17 protein-coding genes and 2 tRNA genes are annotated in these 20,303 nt (G+C 56.8%); 14 read left to right on the top strand and 5 right to left on the bottom strand.

Annotated features, from left to right (window positions below):
- Nucleotides 1-42: 42 nt before the first annotated feature.
- From OLX77_RS06385 to OLX77_RS06375, 3 genes are all read left to right on the top strand, one after another.
- Nucleotides 43-118: transfer RNA gene (locus OLX77_RS06385), tRNA-Lys, on the top strand.
- Nucleotides 119-137: 19 nt separating this feature from the next.
- A tRNA-Glu gene (locus OLX77_RS06380) sits at nt 138-215 on the top strand.
- Between the two features lie 24 nt (nt 216-239).
- Entirely contained in the window at nt 240-800 is a 561-nt protein-coding gene (locus OLX77_RS06375; RefSeq protein WP_307632763.1) for a YkgJ family cysteine cluster protein, read from the top strand.
- 3 nt (nt 801-803) lie between these two features.
- Here OLX77_RS06375 and OLX77_RS06370 read toward each other — a convergent pair whose 3' ends face one another.
- Genes OLX77_RS06370 through OLX77_RS06360 form a run of 3 tightly spaced genes read right to left on the bottom strand, consistent with a single transcriptional unit; the run spans nt 804 to nt 3,238 of the window.
- Nucleotides 804-1,184: a response regulator gene (locus OLX77_RS06370; protein ID WP_307632762.1), complete on the bottom strand. Its 381-nt coding sequence runs from the start codon at nt 1,182-1,184 to the stop codon at nt 804-806.
- Nucleotides 1,185-1,187: 3 nt separating this feature from the next.
- Nucleotides 1,188-2,762 (bottom strand): two-component system sensor histidine kinase NtrB, encoded by a 1,575-nt coding sequence (locus tag OLX77_RS06365; protein ID WP_307632761.1) that lies wholly within the window; start codon nt 2,760-2,762, stop codon nt 1,188-1,190.
- Entirely contained in the window at nt 2,762-3,238 is a 477-nt protein-coding gene (locus tag OLX77_RS06360) for a hypothetical protein (RefSeq protein ID WP_307632760.1), read from the bottom strand. The genes OLX77_RS06365 and OLX77_RS06360 overlap by 1 nt, the downstream gene beginning before the upstream one ends.
- 200 nt (nt 3,239-3,438) lie before the next feature.
- Here OLX77_RS06360 and OLX77_RS06355 point away from each other — a divergent pair, with 200 nt between their 5' ends.
- The 6 genes from OLX77_RS06355 to OLX77_RS06330 all read left to right on the top strand — a co-directional run bounded on the left by OLX77_RS06355 (nt 3,439) and on the right by OLX77_RS06330 (nt 10,089).
- On the top strand, nt 3,439-4,890 hold the full coding sequence (locus tag OLX77_RS06355) for a sigma-54-dependent transcriptional regulator (RefSeq protein WP_307632759.1): 1,452 nt from the start codon (nt 3,439-3,441) through the stop codon (nt 4,888-4,890).
- A 417-nt stretch (nt 4,891-5,307) separates the two neighbouring features.
- The gene (locus OLX77_RS06350; protein WP_307632758.1) at nt 5,308-6,585 is read left to right on the top strand and encodes a sulfite exporter TauE/SafE family protein; all 1,278 of its coding nucleotides are present in this window, start codon (nt 5,308-5,310) and stop codon (nt 6,583-6,585) included.
- 24 nt (nt 6,586-6,609) lie between these two features.
- Nucleotides 6,610-6,999, top strand: coding sequence for a sulfite exporter TauE/SafE family protein (locus OLX77_RS06345; protein ID WP_307632757.1), 390 nt, complete (start codon nt 6,610-6,612; stop codon nt 6,997-6,999).
- Nucleotides 7,000-7,127: 128 nt separating this feature from the next.
- Nucleotides 7,128-7,487: a response regulator gene (locus OLX77_RS06340; RefSeq protein ID WP_307632756.1), complete on the top strand. Its 360-nt coding sequence runs from the start codon at nt 7,128-7,130 to the stop codon at nt 7,485-7,487.
- 38 nt (nt 7,488-7,525) lie between these two features.
- Nucleotides 7,526-9,640, top strand: coding sequence for a molybdopterin-containing oxidoreductase family protein (locus tag OLX77_RS06335; protein WP_307632755.1), 2,115 nt, complete (start codon nt 7,526-7,528; stop codon nt 9,638-9,640).
- Entirely contained in the window at nt 9,637-10,089 is a 453-nt protein-coding gene (locus tag OLX77_RS06330) for a 4Fe-4S dicluster domain-containing protein (RefSeq protein WP_307632754.1), read from the top strand. Before OLX77_RS06335 ends, OLX77_RS06330 begins: the two co-directional genes overlap by 4 nt.
- A gap of 316 nt (nt 10,090-10,405) precedes the next feature.
- On the opposite strand, the gene fusA2 is transcribed toward OLX77_RS06330, so the two are convergent.
- Complete coding sequence (gene fusA2, locus OLX77_RS06325) at nt 10,406-12,520, bottom strand: elongation factor G2 (RefSeq protein ID WP_307632753.1); 2,115 nt, start codon at nt 12,518-12,520, stop codon at nt 10,406-10,408.
- Nucleotides 12,521-12,792: 272 nt separating this feature from the next.
- Here fusA2 and OLX77_RS06320 point away from each other — a divergent pair, with 272 nt between their 5' ends.
- The 4 genes from OLX77_RS06320 to OLX77_RS06305 all read left to right on the top strand — a co-directional run bounded on the left by OLX77_RS06320 (nt 12,793) and on the right by OLX77_RS06305 (nt 18,565).
- Nucleotides 12,793-13,770, top strand: coding sequence for a YhdH/YhfP family quinone oxidoreductase (locus OLX77_RS06320; protein ID WP_371877494.1), 978 nt, complete (start codon nt 12,793-12,795; stop codon nt 13,768-13,770).
- A gap of 155 nt (nt 13,771-13,925) precedes the next feature.
- The gene (locus tag OLX77_RS06315; protein ID WP_307632751.1) at nt 13,926-14,870 is read left to right on the top strand and encodes a phosphate/phosphite/phosphonate ABC transporter substrate-binding protein; all 945 of its coding nucleotides are present in this window, start codon (nt 13,926-13,928) and stop codon (nt 14,868-14,870) included.
- A gap of 13 nt (nt 14,871-14,883) precedes the next feature.
- Complete coding sequence (locus OLX77_RS06310; RefSeq protein WP_307632750.1) at nt 14,884-18,066, top strand: GAF domain-containing protein; 3,183 nt, start codon at nt 14,884-14,886, stop codon at nt 18,064-18,066.
- A gap of 85 nt (nt 18,067-18,151) precedes the next feature.
- Complete coding sequence (locus tag OLX77_RS06305) at nt 18,152-18,565, top strand: bacteriohemerythrin (protein WP_307632749.1); 414 nt, start codon at nt 18,152-18,154, stop codon at nt 18,563-18,565.
- Nucleotides 18,566-18,611: 46 nt separating this feature from the next.
- Here the strand turns inward: OLX77_RS06305 and OLX77_RS06300 are convergent, their stop codons facing one another.
- On the bottom strand, nt 18,612-19,559 hold the full coding sequence (locus OLX77_RS06300) for a radical SAM protein (RefSeq protein WP_307632748.1): 948 nt from the start codon (nt 19,557-19,559) through the stop codon (nt 18,612-18,614).
- A 244-nt stretch (nt 19,560-19,803) separates the two neighbouring features.
- Here OLX77_RS06300 and OLX77_RS06295 point away from each other — a divergent pair, with 244 nt between their 5' ends.
- Nucleotides 19,804-20,202: a Fur family transcriptional regulator gene (locus tag OLX77_RS06295; protein WP_307632747.1), complete on the top strand. Its 399-nt coding sequence runs from the start codon at nt 19,804-19,806 to the stop codon at nt 20,200-20,202.
- The last annotated feature ends 101 nt before the right edge of the window (nt 20,203-20,303 follow it).

The raw sequence follows: 20,303 nt of genomic DNA, 5'->3' as shown, positions 1-20,303 counted from the left end.
ACGGAAAACCGACTATTGTAAAAGTGCCTTTTCCTACAGGATGGGTCGTTAACTCAGCCGGTAGAGTATCTGCCTTTTAAGCAGAGAGTCGCGCGTTCGAATCGCGCACGACCCACCATTTCACTGTATGGATATTAGTCCCCATCGTCTAGCCCGGTCCAGGACACCGGCCTTTCACGCCGGCGACACGAGTTCGAATCTCGTTGGGGACGCCAGAAATTCTAAAGGGAATCGACCGTATGCGGTTGATTCCCTTTTTTAATGACCGCGCCATGGACTGCACCCAAGAATACCTTCAACTCATTACAACCCTTGACGCAGAGATCGCCCGCGTCGCACAGCGCCATGTCGCGACCCTTTCCTGCGGCCCGGGCTGCGCCTCCTGCTGCCTCGCCTTCAGCGTGCTGCCCCTTGAAGCGGCCTGGATGCGGCAAGCCATTGCTGCCCTGCCGGCAACCGACCAAGAGCAACTTGAGCGCAACCTTACGGAAGACCCCGATCGCTGCCCCCTGCTCCTTGATGATCTCTGCTCCATCTATGCGGCCCGGCCCATCATCTGCCGGACCCAGGGGTTGCCCCTGGCCTATGTAGACGCAGCACGCGAGGCCATCGAGGTCTCGGCCTGTGGGCTGAATTTCCCGGACGACCATGCCTTTACCCTGGAACACCTCCTGTTCATGGATCCCTTCAACACCCGCCTTGCCGAGCTCAATCAGGCCTGGTGCCGTAAGCGGACTCTGGACCCGCCCACACGCATCCCCCTGCGGGAGCTTGCCTGCTCCACCCCGCCAAAGCCTTAAAGATTACTGCTCCGGCAGATCCGCCCCCTCCAACAGGGCCTCGGCCACCCTCTCTTCCAGCCGCTCTTTGTCGATGGGCTTGGCACAATAGGCTACCGCCCCAAGGGAAAACGCCTGTTTGGCCATCTCGGCCTTGGGCAACCCGGTCAGCATGATCGCCGGCAGACGCGGCAACGACTTCTGCATCTCGCACAATACGTCCAACCCGTCCATCTTGCGCAGGTTCATATCGAGAATGGCCAGATCCACCTGGTTTTTCTCGACGTAGCGGAGCGCCTCATCCTCGTCATGGAAGACATGCACCTCATGGCCCTTCTTCTGCAGAATCCTCTGAATCAGAATCCCCGCGTCCAGCACATCGTCCAACACCAGAATCTGCGCCACCTATTATTGCTCCTTTTCCTGACTTGCTGAAATAATCGGCAGGAAGATGTGAAAGGTCGTATGCATGTCCAGGGTGACCAGCTCGGGCTCGAGCGGCGGGGACTTAACCTCGATCCGCCCTTTATGATCCTGGATAATGCCGAAGGAAACGGACAACCCCAAGCCAGTGCCCTTGCCAACCCCCTTGGTGGTGTAAAAAGGATCAAAGATTCTCCCCAGCTGATCCTGGGGGATACCGGAGCCGGAATCGCCGATGATGATCTCGATCTGGTCGCTCTCCTTATGCCAGCGGGTCCAGACCCCGATAATCCCTTCGCTGCCGATGGCATGGTGGGCATTGGTCAAGAGATTGACAAAGACCTGGCGCAGCCGCTCGTTGTCAAAGCAGGTATTGGGCAGATTTTCGGCAAGGCAGCGATGGATGAAAATATGGTCCATATTTAGAGTGTGATTGACAATGGCCAGCACCTCTTCCAGGCACTGATTGAGATCGCCATAGAGCTTGTTGTGCTCCTGGGTCTGTCGCGAAAAATTCAACAAATCGGCAACGATCCGCCGACAGATCTTCGCCTGTTTTTCGATGATCCCCAGAGTCTCATGCACCTCGCTCTGCTCCTCAAAATCCTCTTCGAGCAGCTGCGCATAGCCAAGGATAATCCCGAGCGGGGTATTGATTTCGTGGGCAACGCCGGCGGCAAGCTGGCCCACAGAGGTCATCTTTTCGGAATGGACCAACTGCTCCATCATCTTCTTGAAGTGGGTGAGATCCTTGGCAATCCCTTGATATCCCAGGGACCGGCCTTCCCGATCCGTAATGGCTGAGGCGGTCATCATCAGGTACAACGGACCATCCTCCCGGCCGACAAATTCCGCCTCGAAATCCTTGACCTGCCCGGTCGAGAATAACAGGGCACGATACTGCGCCCCACGCTCACGATCGAGAAAAAACTCGGCCAGGGATTGCCCGACAATATCCTGCCGCCGTGCGACTCCGAGGAGCCGCAGACCGCTTTCGTTGATGTCGGAGAATCTGCCCGCCGCATCACAAAAATAGATCATATCCTTCGAGCCTTCAAAAAAGCCGCGAAATTTCTCCTCGGACAGCCGCAAATCGTGGGTACGCTCCTCCACCTGCTGTTCCAGGGTCTGATTCAGGCGGGACAGGTCGGCATGCGCCTCGCGGAGCCTGTCATTGGCAATCTCCAAGGAAAGCGCGTCCATCTTGGCCCGGTTGATCAAAACCGCGGTACTATGATAGTGCAGGGTCAGAATCGCCACCCCGCAAAGGGCGATGGTGTTCAATCCCCCGCTATAAGGGTCGAGGGTATCCCACACCTCCGGCAGATGGGCAAGCCGGAAGGCATAGGGCAAAAGATGGCCCATGCCGCGAGAAATGGAAAAAACCACCATGACCACGGAAAACCAGAAGAAATACGCCCAGAGGATGTTTTTCGGTTCCAGCCGGGTGAGACGCCGGGCAAAAACCAGGGCGCAAAAAGCGAGAATGACCATCACGGTGGCGCCGAGATAATCCACCATGTAGACGGGGAAGAGGGGAAGATTAAAGACCTCTTCCATCAGGAAACCTGCCCGGCCCGGTTATGCCGCCGCTTCTCGATGACCTCGGAGAAATCACGCAGGGCGCTGGTAAAAAACCAAAGAGCCGGCACACAGAGCAGGTGATCAAACCTCCCCCAATAATAGATGAGATTGAGCAGAGTCCGGGAGCCGACAAAATAATCTCCCACCAGGCTGGCACCCGAATCTTTGATATCGGGGTACATCCCCCCGGCAAACCAGTGGATAAAGAGATGGTCCACATCCCAAAGAAGGAAAAAAAGCAGCGAGAGCTTGAGGGAGCGCCAGGACAATCCGGTGTCCGGCGGCCGGGTGTGCAGAACATAGAGCAACAGCAACAGGGCCACAAACAAGAGCAGATGGGCCATCAGATGCACCACCGGGCCTTCCGCCACCCCATGCCCCTGAACCGCCCACGCGGGGGTGTGCCAACAGAGCAAAAAAACGCAGCCCAGCAGGAAAGCGTGTCTTTTCATCCGAAATCCCCCCCACTCACCAGAATGTGCAGTTGCATGTTCACAATTAGCAGGTTGTCCGGGCTGACGCAAGGGATATCGGGCTGAACCGGCAGCAAAAAGAGACAAGAACATGTTGATTTTTTTAGAGAAATGGGGCATTCAAAGAGGAGCTGGCCATAAACCGTCCCCACACCATGACTCTTGCCGGAGATGCTTGCGTGACCGCAGAACAGACCAATTTTTCCTGCCCGGAAGGGGAATTTTCCCCCTCTGTCCTCATCGTTGACGATGACCTCGACATGCTCGCCATGCTGGAACGGGTCGTGCGCAAAAAATGCCGGTGCGAGGTGAAAACCGCTCCCTCCGGGGAAAAGGCCTGGGAGATTCTGCAAGAGTGGCATCCGGACCTTGTCTTGACCGATATCAAGATGCCGGGGCTGGATGGCCTGACGCTGCTGAAAAACATCAAAAAAGAGTATCCGGCCGTCGCCGTGGTCATGATGAGCGGCCACGGCACCGTGGAATCTGCTATTACCGCCCTGAAAAACGGGGCCTATGATTTTATCCAGAAGCCCTTTGACCAAGAACATCTGCTGCATATCCTGCAACGCTGCCTGGAACACCTCTGCCTGCTCGAAAAAAACCGCCGCCTCCAGAGTCGCCTGGCGGATCAGGAGTCCTTCCCCGGATTTATTGGCAGATCCTCAAAAATCAAAGAGGTCTACAGGCTGATCGGCAGGCTTGCCGATACCGATGTCACCGTGCTGATCCGAGGCGAATCGGGCACGGGCAAGGAGTTGGCCGCCCGCTCCCTGCATGGGCTGAGCGCAAGAAATAAAAAACCCATGGTCACGGTGAACTGCCCCGCTCTGCCGGAACAGATCCTGGAAAGCGAGCTCTTCGGCTATGCCAAGGGCGCTTTCTCCGGCGCGAACCACGACAAGAAAGGGTTGTTTCTCGAAGCCAACACCTCAACCATCCTGCTCGACGAAATAGGCGATCTTCCCATTGCCCTCCAGACCAAGCTGCTCCGGGTGCTCCAGGAAAAAGAGATCATGCCCTTGGGCCAGACAAAAAGCCTGGCCGTGGATGTCCGGGTGCTGGCCTCGACCAACCAGGATCTGGAGGAGAAAATGCGCCAGGGGCTTTTCCGGGAAGATCTTTTCTACCGCCTCAATGTGGTGACCATCACCGTCCCGCCGCTTCGGGAACGGCCGGAAGACATCCCTCCCCTGGCGCAACATTTTCTCGCGCTCTTTGCCAAGGAATATAACCACGAGGGGTTAATTTTTGCTGCGGATGCCCTCCCCTCCTTGGTGAAACGGCACTGGAAAGGAAATGTCCGAGAACTTCAGAATGTTATCAAGCGGGCGGTATTGCTTGCCGATGATGAGATCCCCATCTCTGCCGGACAGCTGCGGGAACCGGAAACGGAAGCCCCCGCCTCCCAAACGATTGACCATGATCTGCACGGGCTGCATTACAACCTTGCCAAACAGCAATTGGTGGAGGAGTTCTCCGCCGCTTATCTGACCCACGCCCTGCAGCAAAAATGCGGCAACGTAACGGCCGCCGCCCTGGCAAGCGGCATGAACCGGCAGGCCTTTCAAAAACTCATGCGTCGCTTTGGTCTTGTCGCGGATAAATTCCGCACTCAGCCAGACCACTAAGCTCCTCCCCTCCCGGCTTTCCAAAGCCTATAACACCCAGCATCTTTCCGCAGACCACAGGCGCCGCAATAAAGTTGCGGTGCATATTTTTTACTGCACCGCCAGACCTCTTTCCCTCCCTTTCCACACCTGCTATCCGCAGCAATAAAACAACAACTTCCGCACAAATTCAAACCGATACAAACAATCAAGCCCTCCTCCACCCAAGTGGCACTCTTATTGCTTTTCTAAAACCATGAGGAGGCATCTGCCACCCTCCTCAACTTCAACCAATACGTATCAAGCGCGTAATTCAGCAAGCATCCGCGCTTGTCGGTCAATGAAAAACACAAAGGAGGTGCAACGGCACAACAGGGGGAACTTAGGGAGAAGCCGTCTTACAAAAAATCATTCTCATTTAGACAGGAGGTGGATGGTATGAAAGTTAAGTTCAGCATGGTGCCGTTACTTGCGCTGGTGATGATGGCCTTGCCCATCACCCAGCAGGCACAGGCTAAAGAGGAAGCCCCTGCTCCAACCATTACTCTCGACAAACCCTCCCTGAACAACGGTGGCGAGATCACCGTCAGCGGCCAGGCTCCTGCAGGCGCCCAGGTTTATGTCGAGGTCTACGCAGCAGACAAGATGGTACGCGCCAACCGTTTCGACAGCAAGAAAGACCCCAAAACCGGCAAAATTCCCTACAAATTTTACCTGACCCATGAACTGCCGGCATTCTACAAAATTTTCGTACCCAAAGACATGGAACCGGAGTTGGAAGCAGCCAGGAATGCTGGCAGCGGCTGGAAATATTCAGAAGTGCTGAAGAAGATCGGCGCCGACGCCTCCTACAATGCCCCGGCTAAAATCAAGATTGACAGCTACCAGGCCACCATCATGGCCAGCATCCTCGGCTCCCGCGGCAACCTGCTGGACCCCATGAACGAGAAAGATTCCAAACGCGAATCCATGAAGCTGGTGAAAGGCCGCTTCCGCAGTGTGAACAATCTGCTAGCCGCCACAGTCGAGACCCAACCAGACGGCGCATACACGGCCAAAATGAAACTCCGCACGGGGCTGGCCCCGGGCAAATATAATGTCATCGTTACCGCGGTCACAGAGCGCATCAAGGACGGAGACAAAGAAACGGTCAAAAAGGTCAACAGCGAGGTGGCAAGCTTCGACAACATACAATCTTTTCCCATCGTCTACCTTAACACTGCAGGCACCAGCATCAACCTTCTCTGGCCCTTCCTGCTCACTCTGGGCATCTCTATTTTCGGAGTACTTATGGGCGCGGGCGGCGGCTTCATTCTCAACCCCATCCTGGTTTCCATTTTTCCGGCCCTGCCCCATACCATCGTAGCCGGAACCGTCATGCCCACCGTGCTGTTCTCTCAGGGCTCCGGCATCTACAACTACTCAAAGATCAAGTTTATCAACTGGAAACTCGGCATCGGCATCGGCTGCGCCATGATGGTGGGCGGTTTCATCGGACCAAAGCTCACCGAGTTGATCACCCTGGATCAGTTTAAATTCGCCTTCGGCTGGATTCTCCTAGTGCTCTCCGCCCTGATGTTCTGGCAGACCACCCCCGGCTATCTTGAGAAAAACAAAAAAGAACAAGCCATCCTGAAAGAATTCAAGAAACGGGCGGAAGAATGTGCCAAACGGGGCGAGGAAGGCACCAAGTCATGTCCCACGGACCAAAAATAAAAATACGATCAGGAGGAATCCGTTATGAAAGTAGATTTCTGGGGTCATGAATTTGAAGTCAACATGTGGGTCGGCTGTCTTGGCGGCTTTCTCATTGCCATAATGTCCTCGATGTTCGGTTTCGGCGGCGGCCCGTTCATGGTGCCGCTGATGACTGTCGCGCTGGGGCTGCCCATGTATATCGTAGTCGGCAGCTCGCTCTTGGCCATCTTCTTCAACACCGGCATGGCGACCATCCGGCACATGCAGTTCGGCAACTTCGACCTGCTGCTCTTTCTCTCCATGTTTCCCGCCGCTTTGTTGGGCGGCTACCTTGGCCCGCAGATCGCCAAACGATTGAGCCCCTTGGTGGTGAAGCGTGTTGCGTGCGTCGGCTTGGTACTGCTCGGCCTTAAGCTGTTGGGGTTGTATTAGGCAAAACAATCGTCCAGATCCGGTTCCGCGGCGCACTCCTCCCTTACTCGCCGCGGAGCCGAACCTGGCTCCGGCCTGGGGATACACCTTGGGCCAGCCACCCTGCGCACCAGAAAGAGGGTAAATGTATGGCACACATTTTCGTCTTGGATGATGTCCTGGATGCCGCCGTACTGACCCAGCGAATCCTTAGCAAAAAAGGGCACCAGGTAACGATCTTTACCGACGAGCAGGAAGCGATGCGGTATGCCATGGAAAACCAGGTGGACCTGGCAATTTTGGACATCAACCTGAAAAAAACCAACGGGATCAGCGTGCTGGCAGCACTCCGCCGTGCGAACCCGAAGATCCGGGTGATCATGCTCACCGGCTATCCGACCGTTGAAACCGCCCGAAAGGCCCTGCACCTTGGCGCAGCAGACTACTGCGTAAAACCCATCGACAAAAGCGAGCTGGAACAGAAGGTTTCCGCCGCGCTGGCCAATTAACCCACGCACGGCATGCAAATTTCAGAGGAGTCGTGATCATGAAAAAATCAGTCTGGAGCATGTGCGGCATGTGTACCGTCCGCTGCCCCATCCGGGTCGAGGTCGAGGGCAACACGGTGACCTGGCTCGAAGGCAACCAGCATATCCTGAAAGGCGCCCTGTGCGCCAAGGGCTCGGCCGGCCCCTCCCTGGTGGCCGACAAGGAACGCCCCCAGCAACCCTTGATCAGACGGGGCGGCCGGGGCGCCGGGCGCTGGGAAGCGGTGAGCTGGGAATTCGCCCTCGACTACATCGCGGACAAACTCAAAACCATCATTGACCGGCACGGCCCGGAATCGATCATGGCCAGCTCCAGGGGCGGCCCGTTCCAGGATCTGGTCAAGGCCTTCACCCATGCCTTGGGCTCGCCCAACTACAGCAACCACGACAGCGCCTGCGGCCGGAATGTGCACCATGCCAGCCTCTCCCTCTTCGGCTTGGGCCGCAAGGGGTTTATCTACGACATCAAGAATGCCAAACATCTGGTTTTGTTCGGCCGCAACATCCTCTCCTCCCTGAGGCCGGCCGAGGTCAACCAGGTCATGGACATGCTGGACAAAGGCGGCAAGCTCACCTATGTCGATGTGCGCCAGACCCTGACCGGGATCAAGGCAACCAATTTTTTCCAGGTGCGGCCCGGCACGGATTACGCCTTGGCCCTGGCCCTGATCCACGAGATCATCAAGGCGGAAGGGTATGACGCGGACTTCGTGGAACGCTACACCACCGGCTTTGACGAATTGGCCTATTTCGTGGAAAACTACTCGGCCGAATGGGCGGCCAAGGAGTGCGGCATCAAACCCAAGGACATCCACGAGCTGGTCGACCAGCTCATAGCCGACCGACCCAAGGTCATCTTCCATCCGGGCTGGATGCTCTCCCGCTACAACGATTCTTTTTACGCCAGCCGGGCCTTGAACTGCCTCAACGCCCTGATGGGCAATATCGAGGTAGAAGGCGGCCTCATCTTTGCCAAGGGTGCCGGAGACTGCGGCAGAAAAGGCCCCCGCAGCCTCAACGAACTCTCACCCAAGCCGACCGCCAAACGAGCCGATGGCGTGGGCGACATCTACAAACATTTCGAGAAAGGACCGGGACTCTTCCATCTTTTTTACAAGGCCATGGCCACAGGTATCCCTTATCCGATCAAGGGAATCATCTGCGTTCGCCACGATCCCTTCCTCTGCTTTCCCGACCCGCAGGCCCAGAAAGAGGCACTGGACAACTGCGACCTGATCGTTTCCATCGACACCCATTACAGCGAGTTTGGCTGGTATTCCGATGTGATCCTGCCCGAATCGACCTACCTGGAACGCGACAGCATGATCGCCCAGCAAAAGGGGATGAAGCCCCGGCTGATCATGCGCAACAAAGCTATCGAGCCGCAAGCCGACACCCTTGACCTCTGCACCATCATCAGGGGGCTTGCTACCCGACTCGGGCTTGAGCAATATTTCCCCTTCGCCACCCCCCAGGACCTTTGGGCCTGGCAGCTGGAACCCACGGGCTTCAGTATCGCCGATTTCGAGAAAAAGGGTTTTGTTGAGTACGCTGACAAACCGGTGATGTTCGACCGGGAGAAACTCGAGGGCAAGTTCAAAACCCCTTCCGGCAAGATCGAAATCATCAGCCAGAATCTTACCGAATGGGGATTTCCCTCCTGGAAGCCTTACGTGAGCCCAGCCAAACCGCCGAAAGGGCAGTATCGTCTGGTATTCGGCCGCTCACCGCTGCATTCCCACAGCCACACGGTCAACAACCCCTTGCTCAACGAGATGATGCCGGAAAACACCCTGTGGATCAACACCCGGGAAGCCAGCAAGATGGGGGTTTCCGAAGGAGATTTCGTCGATGTCATCTCCGGCGATGTCACCTGCGTGATCACGGTCAAGGTAACGGATTTCATCCATCCCGAGGCGGTCTATACCGTGCACGGCTTCGGGCGGCAGATCCCCCTCCAGACCAGGGCCTACCATGCGGGCATGAGCGACCAAAAACTCATGAAGGGCCAGTTGCAGAACATGGACCCCGTGGGCGGCGGGCTCAACCTCTGCGAAACCTTTGTCACCGTGCGAAAAAGCTCTAAAAACCATCAACGGAAGGTGGAACTATGAACACCTACAACCTGTATCTCAACAGCAAACGGTGCATAGGCTGTCACGGCTGCGTGGTCCATTGCAAGGCCAACAAGAACCTGCCGGTGGGTCCGATCCTCTGCGAGATAAGCCATGAACCGCTCAAATCCGTGCGGGGGGTTCCCAAAACCGAATTCAAGTTCCGCTCCTGCTACCACTGCGAGGACCCGTTCTGTGTCACCATCTGCCCCACAGAGGCGATGAAAAAACGGGAAGACGGCATCGTCTATGTGGATGTGCCGAAATGCATCGGCTGCATGGCTTGCGCCGGGGCCTGCCCCTGGGGTATCCCCCAGCACAATCCGGAAACAAACAAGGCGGTGAAATGCGATTACTGCATGGACCGCCTGGATGCCGGGCTGCAACCGGCCTGCGTGACCAAATGCACCACCCATGCCTTGAAACTCGTCGCCATGAAAGAAATCTGAGTCCCTCCTGGACAAAAAAAGCAGGGCGTTATCCTCCCCGGATAACGCCCTGTCCCTACAAATCCCCGAGCCAGCCGCCACTCCCCAGACAACCAACTCCCTAAGAATAGGTCAAAAAAAATAGTTGCAGAAAGACTAAAATAGAATTATTAAGCATTCAGTAAAATTACTAAATGCTTAGCATTCGCCTGTCTCCTCCTTGCGCAGTTGCTCCTGCGTTGCACAGGCAAAGTATTTCCCCTCCCCCTCAAAAAAGGGTGCCGGACACAGGTCCGGCACCCTTTTTTTTATTACTGCCCGCCTGCCATTGCCACGATCAATCAGCGCCTTGCGCCGCCAAACCTTTCTGCACCTCAAAGGGCACCGGCGCATATTCCTTGAACCGCCGCTTAAAGCTGGCCCGCCCCTGGGTAATCGATTTGAGCGCAGTGGTATACCGGTACTGCTCGGCCAGAGGGGTCAAGGCCTTGATCACCTGATAGCGGCCCTGGGATTCCATGCCGCTGATGATCGACCGCCGGGTCTGCAGATCGCCCATCACCTCACCCATCACCTCTTCCGGTACCATGATCTCCATCTCGTAGATGGGCTCAAGGATCAGTGGATCCGCCTGCTTGAACGCCTCTTTAAACGCCTGGGCTCCGGCGATCTTGAAGGAGATGTCGTTGGAATCCACCGCGTGCATCTTGCCGTCAAAAACCATGACCCGCACATCCCGCACATGGGAGCCGGTCATGGGCCCTTCCTGCATCTTTTCCATAACCCCCCGCTGGATGGACGGCAGGTACTTCCCGTCGATAACCCCGCCCACGATGCAGTTGTAAAATACCAGCTTACCGCCCCAGGGAAGATCGATCTCTTCCTTGCCGCGCACAGTGAGATCGGTGGGGTCCGGCGCCCCTTCCACATGGGGCTCGATCCGCATGTGCACCTCGGCAAACTGGCCCGAGCCGCCGGATTGCTTTTTGTGGCGGTACATGGCGGTGGCCGGCCTCTGGATCGTTTCCCGATAAGGGATCTTCGGCTCCGCAAATTCGCTCTTGATCCCGTAGACATGCTCCAAGCGCCAGCGGGCCACCTGCAGGTGCAACTCGCCCTGCCCCCAGAGGATCAACTGCTTCACCTCCGCGTTAAACTCGGCCTTGAAGGTTTGATCCTCGGTCTGCATGTCGCGCAACGCCTCGGCCAATTTTTCCTCGTCCTTTTTCTCCTTGGCCACGATGGCCGAACGGATCCGCGCTTCGGGAAATTCGATGGGAGCCAGCCCCGCCTTGTGCTCCTTGGCGTGCAGGGTATGGTTGGTGTTGGTGCCTTTCAGCTTCAAGGTCGCCCCGATATCTCCGGCGGAAAGCTTCTTCACCTGATTGCGCTCCTTACCGTCCATGATGAAGAGCTGGGCCAGACGTTCGGTCTCGCCGGTCTGGAAGTTGACCAGATCCTGCCCTTCACTCACCTCGCCGGAACAGACCTTGAAAAAGGTGATCTTGCCGAGATAGGGCTCGACCAGAGTTTTAAAGACAAAGAGCACCGGTGGCCCGGCTGGATCGCAGGCGAGCTCGCCGCCGTCCAGGGTGTGCTCGGGCAGCATCTCGTGGGCCGAAGGGGCGACGTTGTCGATGAAACCCATCATCCTCCCGCTGCCCATATTCTGTTTGGCGGAGAGGCAAAAGATCGGGAAAAGCGACCGGTTGCGCATGCCGATCTTGATTCCGGTGCGCATTTCATCCTCATCCAGACTGCCCTTGGCAAAGTAGAGCTCCATGAGCGCCTCGTCATTTTCCGCCGCCTTCTCCACCAGCTCGTTATGCAGCTGCTCCGCCCTTTCCTTCTCGCTCTCGGGGATGGGCAGTTTTTCGGGCTTGCCGCCTTCGGGCGGGAACCGGTACATGGTCATCTTGAGCAGATCGATGATCCCGTTGAAGCCGGCACCCTGGTTGACCGGATACTGCATCAGCACGGGTGCCTTGCCGAACCGTTCCTGCAGGGAAAAAACCGCCCCGTCATAATTGGCCTTGGGATGATCGACCTGATTGATTGCAAAAATGATGGGCTTTCTGAATCGTTCCACCGAATTCCAGACCAGCTCCGTACCCACCTCCACCCCATACTGGGCGTTGATCAGCATCACGCAGGTGTCGGCCACCCGCAGGGAGGAAACAATCTCGCCCACAAAATCGTCCAAGCCGGGAGTGTCGATGATGTTGATCTTGTAATCCCGCCATTCGGTATGCAGGGAGGTGGCGTACACCGAGTTGCCGCGATCGTGCTCAACCTGGTGATAGTCGGAGATGGTGTTCTTGTCCTCCACCGTGCCCCGCCGCTTGGTGAGTCCCGCCTCAAAAACCATGGTTTCGGCCAGGGTTGTCTTGCCGGTTTTGACACTGCCCAACAACACGATGTTCTTGATGTGCTTGTCGTCATAGAGTTTCATGCCCCGCCACCTCTCGAAGGTCAATATGATTACCGGCCAGCCCAACATGGACTGGGGAGATTGCATTAGATTCAGGATAGCAAAAAAGAGGGGAGTCCAGCAGATTTTTTTCCCCGGCGAAGTCCGTTACCCCCCGGCCAGCCAGGAGTGACAGAGATTGGCTTTCCATCCCGCACCATGGTATAGTGCGTCTTTGCCAAGATCGCTCACGCACCCATTTTTCCTGCACCACACAACAGAGGAGCATCCCGTTGTCTACTTCCTTCCAAGCCATGGTCGTCACGGAAACCGCCCCCGGCCTTTTTCAGCGGGCGATTGTCAGCAAAGATCTCAACGAGCTGCCTGCCGGCGAGGTCCTGATCCGGGTCCGCTACTCTTCGCTCAATTACAAGGATGGACTCTCCGCCTCGGGCAACCGGGGGGTGACCCGACGCTATCCGCACACCCCCGGCATCGACGCGGCCGGCGAGGTGGTGGAAAGCAGTGCCCCGGCTTTTACCGCCGGTGACCACGTCATGGTCTCCTGCTATGATTTCGGCATGAATACGCCGGGCGGTTTTTCCCAGTATGTCCGGGTGCCTGCCAAATGGGTCATGCCCCTGCCCGCCCCCCTCTCCCTGCGGGAAAGCATGATCTACGGCACCGCCGGTTTTACCGCGGCCCAATCCGTTGACCGGCTGCAGCGCCACCCGGTTTTGCCGGATCAAGGCAAGATCCTGGTCACCGGCGCCACCGGCGGCGTGGGCAGCATGGCCGTGGCGATGCTGGCGATGAGCGGCTATTCGGTGGCCGCCGCCACCGGCAAGCCGGAACAGGAACATTTTTTACGCGAGCTGGGCGCCCAAGACATTGTGCCCCGGGAAAACAGTATCGACCGCAGCGGCCGCATGCTCCTCAAGCAAAAATGGGCGGGGGTGATCGACACGGTGGGAGGCGAGATGCTGGCCACCGCCATCAAATCCACCCGCTATGGCGGGGCGGTGACCTGCTGCGGCAATGTCGCCTCTCCGGACCTGCCCCTGAACGTCTATCCCTTTATCTTGCGAGGAGTGAGCCTGCTGGGCATTGACAGCGCCGAATGCCCCATGTCCGTGCGTATCCCCATCTGGAACAAGATCGCCACCATCTGGCGATTGCCGAACCTGGAACAGTTGGCAACGGAAATTTCTCTCAAGGAGCTTGACCAGCAGATCGAAGCCATTCTCCATGGCAAGCAGAAGGGGAGGGTTATTCTCAATCTTGATGCCTGATCTTCACTTTTTTCCCGGCCACCAAACAGGGAGTACCATTTTGGCAAATGCTCATCCTTTGCCTTGACATTTATTCATCACACATTGCATCCTGAACCTGAGGACATCACAGTAGCAAAAATACCTAACAACACTGCGCCACACGGGAGATTACCATGCGAGATGTCCACCCCGGCAGATCGGTCACTGCACACTCCCCGCCGCGGAATCGCCTTGCCGCTCTCCTGACCGCATTGATGCTCCCACTTCTGCTGCTCGCCTGTGATTCCCCAAAAAAAGAACACTATACCCCTAGCTACACCAGCACCCCGACCGCCCAGCAAACCGTCCTGATCTTCGGGGTGCACCCGCTCCACAACCCCCAGCGCCTTTTCGAAACCTACGGCCCCCTGGTCGAATACCTGAACCGGAACTTTCCCGACATCACCATCCAGCTGGAGGCCTCGCGCTCCTATGCAGAGTTTGACAAAAAACTTTACAGTCGCCACTTCCACTTCGCCCTGCCCAATCCCTACCAAACCCTCAACTCCCTGCAACATGGCTACCGCATCTTTGCCAAGATGGGCGAGGATGACAAGTTCCGCGGCATCATCATTGCCAGAAAGGACAGCGGTATCACCCGGGTGGCCGACCTGAAGGGCAAAACCGTCAGCTTCCCCGCCCCCACCGCCCTGGCGGCCACCATGATGCCTCTCTATTTTCTGCATACCCACGGTCTGGATGTGAACAAGGAGATCAAACGCCTCTTCTCCGGCTCACAGGAATCATCGATCATGAATGTCTATCTGGGGAAAAGCGCCGCCGGTGCTACCTGGCCGCCGCCCTGGCAGGCTTTTCAGGAGCGCAACCCAAAAATGGCGGCCGAACTTGAGGTAAAATGGGAATCCTCCCCCCTGCCCAACAACGGTCTGGTGGCCAGGGATGATGTCCCGCCCGAGGTGGTGGCCAAGATGCGATCGCTCCTGATTAGCCTGCACACCCACGAAGAAGGCCGCAGCCTTCTCGCAACATTGCCGCTGGCCCGTTTCGAGAATGCGACGGAAGCGACCTACCAGCCGGTGCGCGATTTCCTGAAAATCTATTCCGCATCTGTCCATTAAGATGAAGAGCCAAATGGCAACACTGCACACAATTATAACCGGGTTCTGGCCCACCAAGATCCGTTCTCAGCTGATCTTGGGGGTGGCCCTGGTCCATCTGCTGTTGATGTCCTTTTTTGTTTTTGATCTGGTTGCCCGGCAACGGGATTTTTTGAGCCAACAGAGCCTGGAGCAGACCAAAAGCCTCGCCGATACCCTGGCCATCAACAGCAGTTCCTGGGTTCTGGCCAATGACGTGGCAGGGCTCCAGGAGATCGTCCTGGCCGTCGGCCAGTATCCCGGCCTGCATTTTGCGATGGTCATCACCACCGACGGCAAGGTCTTGGCGCACACCGAAGAAGCGCGCATCGGCCAGAAACTCAGCGACGAAAAAAGCCGCGCCCTCCTCAGCTCTGAACCGACCATCCAGATTCTTTATGCTGATCGGAGAATCCTCGACATTGCCGCGCCGATCCTGACCAACACCGGACACCTTATCGGCTGGGCGCGCATCGCCCAAGGCCAGGAGCAGATCGCGAGCAATCTGGTGCTTATTTCCCGCAACGGCCTCCTCTACACCCTGCTGGCCATTGTTGCCGGCTCGCTCCTCGCCGTACTCCTCGGCAACCGCTTGACCTCGAGCCTCAACCGGTTGCTCGGCGTATGCCGGCAGATCAAGGAGGGCCGCCGGGACCTGCGGATGGAGATCTCCCGCCATGACGAAATCGGTCTTCTGGGCGAGGGGCTCAACACGATGCTCGATGCGATCATTGCCAACGAGAACCTCATCCTCCTCAACCAGCAACGACTGGAAAGTCTCGCCAATATCTTCCAGTTTCAAGCCGCAAACCAGCAGGAGCTCCTGGACTATGCCCTGGAACAGGCGCTTCAGCTCAGCGACAGCAGGATCGGTTACATCTATTACTACGATGAGGAAACCCGCGAATTTTCCCTCAACAGCTGGTCCCGAGAGGTCATGCAGGTATGCAGCATTGTGGAGCCGAAGACCCGTTATCACCTTGACAGCTGCGGCCTGTGGGGCGAAGCGGTCCGCCAGCGCCGGCCCATCCTCGTCAATAACTATCATGCCGATAGCCCATTCAAAAAGGGTTGCCCCCAAGGGCATGCAGCCCTCCACAACTATCTGACCATCCCGGTGTTTCATGGAGAAAAAATTATCGCCGTCCTGGGCGTAGCGAACAGGGAGAGTGACTACCAGCAAGGGGATGTCGGCCAGCTCACCCTGCTGATGGATGCGGTCTGGAAGCTGGTGGAACGCAAACGTGCCGAGGAGGCGTTGCGGGAGAACCGCGCCATGCTTCAGCAAATCCTGGACACCGTTCCCCAATCGATCTTCTGGAAGGACAAGGCGCTTGCCTACCTGGGCTGCAACCGCGTTTTTGCCCAAGCCGCCGGTTTGGACGAACCGGGACAGATCACGGGTAAAACCGATTTCGACTTGCCCTGGCCGAAGGAAGAGGGCGAAGCCTATCGGGCCGATGACCGGAAGGTCATCGGCGGCAAACAAATAAAAATGCATATCGTGGAACCGCTGCAACAAGCGGATGGCAAGCGAATCTGGATCGACACCACCAAAGTCCCACTCCGGGACGGGGAGGGAACCGTCTACGGTGTTCTCGGGGTCTTCGAGGACATCACCGAGCGCATGGGGGTGGCGCAGGCCTTGGAACAATCGGCCAGGGAATGGTCCGCCGCCATGGACGCTTCCGATGACATTATCTACCTGCTGAACCTCAAGCGAGAAATCGTCCGGGCCAACAAGGCCTTTTATCTGGCCACCTCCACCAGCCCGGAAACCGCCATCGGCCGCCATATTCTTGAGATCATCCACCCACAGGGCGAACCCGTTCCCTGCCCCGTTTGCCGGGCGCAGGAGGAGAAAAGCGATCTGCAACTGATCATGGAGGCGGATAATCCGGACAATCCTGTTGCGCGCCCGCTGGAAATCACGGTGAAAATAGTCCGCGATCATGATGAGCGTCCCGTCAGCATTCTCATGACCCTCCATGACCTCAGCAGCGCCAGAAAAGAAATGGAGGAGAAGTTAACCCTGGAAAAACAGCTGCGGCAGGCACAGAAGATGGAGGCCATCGGCACCCTGGCCGGCGGCATTGCCCACGACTTCAACAATATCCTTTCCATTATCTTCGGCTACAGCGAATTGGCCATGGAGGCGACGGACCCACAAAGTTGCCGCAGCCATCTTGAAGAGGTCAAAAAAGGAGCGGAACGAGCAACAGAGCTGGTCCGGCAGATCCTGACCTTCAGCCGCAAGGTGGACCAACAAAAACTGCCCCTACAGGTCTCGCTGGTTGTCAAGGAAGCCCTGAAGATGTTGCGCGCCTCCATCCCGACCACCATCGCCTTGAAACAAAACATTATCTCCGACGCCACCGTTCTCGCCGACCCCACCCAGATCCATCAGATCATGATGAATCTCTGCACCAATGCCTACCACGCCATGCGGGAAACCGGGGGAACCCTCTTCGTCTCCCTGAACGAAGTGGAACTCGATGGAGAGGAATTTGTTGATGCCGAACTCCCCCCGGGGAAATACCTCAAGCTTGAAGTAAGCGACACCGGCTGCGGCATGGCTCCGAAAATAAAGGAAAAGATTTTCGAACCCTACTTCACGACCAAGAAACAGGGGGAAGGAACCGGCATGGGCCTTGCCGTGGTCCATGGCATCGTCAAAAGCCACCATGGCCATATTACGGTGGACAGCGAGGAGGGCAAAGGCACCAGCATCCAGGTGTATCTCCCGCTGACCGCACAGAGTCCGGACGAAATACAAACACCTGTCCCGCCGACACAACAGAGTGGCAAAGGCGAACAGATCCTTTTTGTTGACGACGAAGAGCAGATCCGCGGGGTTACCGCAACCATACTCTCCAAGCATGGCTACCAGATAACCACTCGAACCAATGGCGTGGAGGCACTGGCGGAATTCAAAAAACAACCGGATCGCTTCCAGCTGCTGATCACGGACATGACCATGCCTGCCATGACCGGGGCGGAACTCGCCCGAGAAATCCTCGCCCTCAAGCCGGAAATGCCGATCATTCTCTGCACCGGTCAAAGCGATCTGATCAACCGGGAAAAAGCCTTGGCCATGGGGATTACCGACTACCTGAACAAGCCCTTCACTATACAGACAATTCTTACTGCCATCAAAAACGCCCTTGAACAGGGATAGGCCGGCATCGACAAGACACTGAGTACCGCCCGCCCTGCAAGTTTCCGGCTCAGGGCTAAGGGAAGGTCGCCACAAGGAGAAAGAAATGAAAATCATCGAATGGCACGAAAAATTCTCCGTGGGAATCAAGGAAATCGACGACCAGCACAAGGACCTGATAGAGATCCTCGATGCGCTGTACTACGCCATGCTCAAGGCCAAGGGAAGCGAGTTGGTTGAAACCACCCTGGAAAAAGTGCTCCAGTACACCAAAACCCATTTTGCCACCGAGGAACTGCTCTTCAAGAAATACAGCTACCCCGAGGAAAAAGCGCACAAGGCGGAGCACGACGCCATGCTCAAGAAGGTTATGGCCTTCCAAAGAGACTTTACAAACGGGGAGTTGATCGGCGTGGATCTGATGCAGTTTTTAAACAGCTGGTTCGTGGAACACCTCCAGACCACGGATTATCGCTATGTGGAATTCTTCAAGAAAAAGGGGATATCCACACTCCCCTGAGACCTCCCTGCGCCCATCGGGAAGCCAACACAGCAACAAGGTCGGCTCAGACAATGCCCAAAGCCCGCAGTATGGCGGCAAAATCGCGCTGCTCAAGCCGGCTCAACCCCGCCTGACTCGCCAACGCCAGCGCTTGCCGATACTCCTCCGGCCTCAGCATACGGTCAAGGGGCGGAAAATCCATGGCCCGGCCGCAGGGCCGGTATTGATCCATGACATTGACATAGGTCCGGGACGAGATATCCCTGGCCAGAAAGCCCAAGATCTCCCGGATCTCACCCAGTCCCTCCGGCATGACCAGATGACGCACCAAGAGCCCGTGCTCGGCCAGCCCCTCCCCATTGATCACCAAGTCCCCCACTTGCCGATGCATCTCGCGGATAGCCTGCCGACCCTTCTCCGGGTAATCGCCCGCCTTGGCAAAGCGGCGGGAGCTTTCGCTTGCCCAAAACTTGAAATCCGGCATGTAGATGTCGACGATCCCCTCCAGCAGCCGCAGGGTCTCCACCTCGTCGTAGCCGCTGGTATTGTACACCAAGGGCACGGAGAGCCCTCCCTCGACGGCAAGGGGTAAGGCCTCCAGGATCTGCGCAACCACATGGCTGGGTGTCACCAGATTGATGTTGTGGCACCCCAGCTGACCAAGACGCACCATCATCGCGGCCAGCTCCGGGGCCGAGACCTCCTCCCCTTCCCCCAAATGGCTTATCTCGTAGTTCTGACAGAAAACGCACCCGAGGTTGCAGTTGGCAAAAAAAATGGCCCCGGAACCGCCCCACCCGACCAGAGGGGCTTCCTCCCCAAAATGGGGATGATGGGCCGAAACCACAGCCAGCCGACCGGTGCGGCAGGCGCCTTGCTCGCCGGCCAATCGATTCACCTTGCAGCGGCGGGGACAGAGCTGGCAGGAAGAGAGCCGCTCCAGGGCCGCATCTTTCCGCCGCTTGAGCTCGCCGCTGGCGTGGAGGGCATGATAGCTTGGCAGAAATCCCATATCAGAATTGACTCTCAAGCTTGGCGGGGCGCAAGCACAGGGAAAGAGGACTGGCGACAAAGAAACGGACCTGCCTGTGCAATGCCGCCAAAAACTGCGGTGGCGATACGAACAGCCCTTGCTTTTCAATTGTAGCAAATTATTGTTATTTGAATCTGACCCACAGTCAATAATTTCCAAAAAAATCTTGCGATTGACTGAATCTTCTTGTAATAAGAATTATTATCAAACTCGGGAGGAAGTCATGTCGGAACTCAACAATCACAGCCTGCGGATCACCAAACAACGCCAGATTATCCTCGATGAACTGTGCAGCGTCACCTCGCACCCCACGGCGGATGTGCTCTACCAGATGGTACGCAAGCGATTGCCGAAAATCAGCCTGGGCACGGTCTACCGCAATCTTGAGATCATGTCCGAATGCGGGATCATTCAAAAACTTGATATTGGTGGCACCCAAAAGCGTTTTGACGGTTCGGCCCATGTCCATTATCATGTCCGCTGCAACCAATGCGGCCGGGTTGACGACCTGGATCTCCCGCCGGATTTCAATGTGGAAAAAGCGGCCGGCAAGCTGACCTCCTTTAAAATTCTTCGGCATCGGTTGGAATTCACCGGCACCTGTCCGGAATGCCAATCCTGATTTCCGCCTGGCCTGTTTTTTTTCCCACACAGACCACGGAGAACCATGTACAATACAAAAAAACCAACCGCTTTCCCCTTACAATCATCGCGTTCCACGCA

Origin of the sequence: Thiovibrio frasassiensis, from assembly GCF_029607905.1 — a bacterium.
GTDB classification, from domain to species: domain Bacteria; phylum Desulfobacterota; class Desulfobulbia; order Desulfobulbales; family Desulfurivibrionaceae; genus Thiovibrio; species Thiovibrio frasassiensis.
Note: the sequence above shows the minus strand (reverse complement) of the source record. Positions and strands in the feature narration are given on the sequence as shown.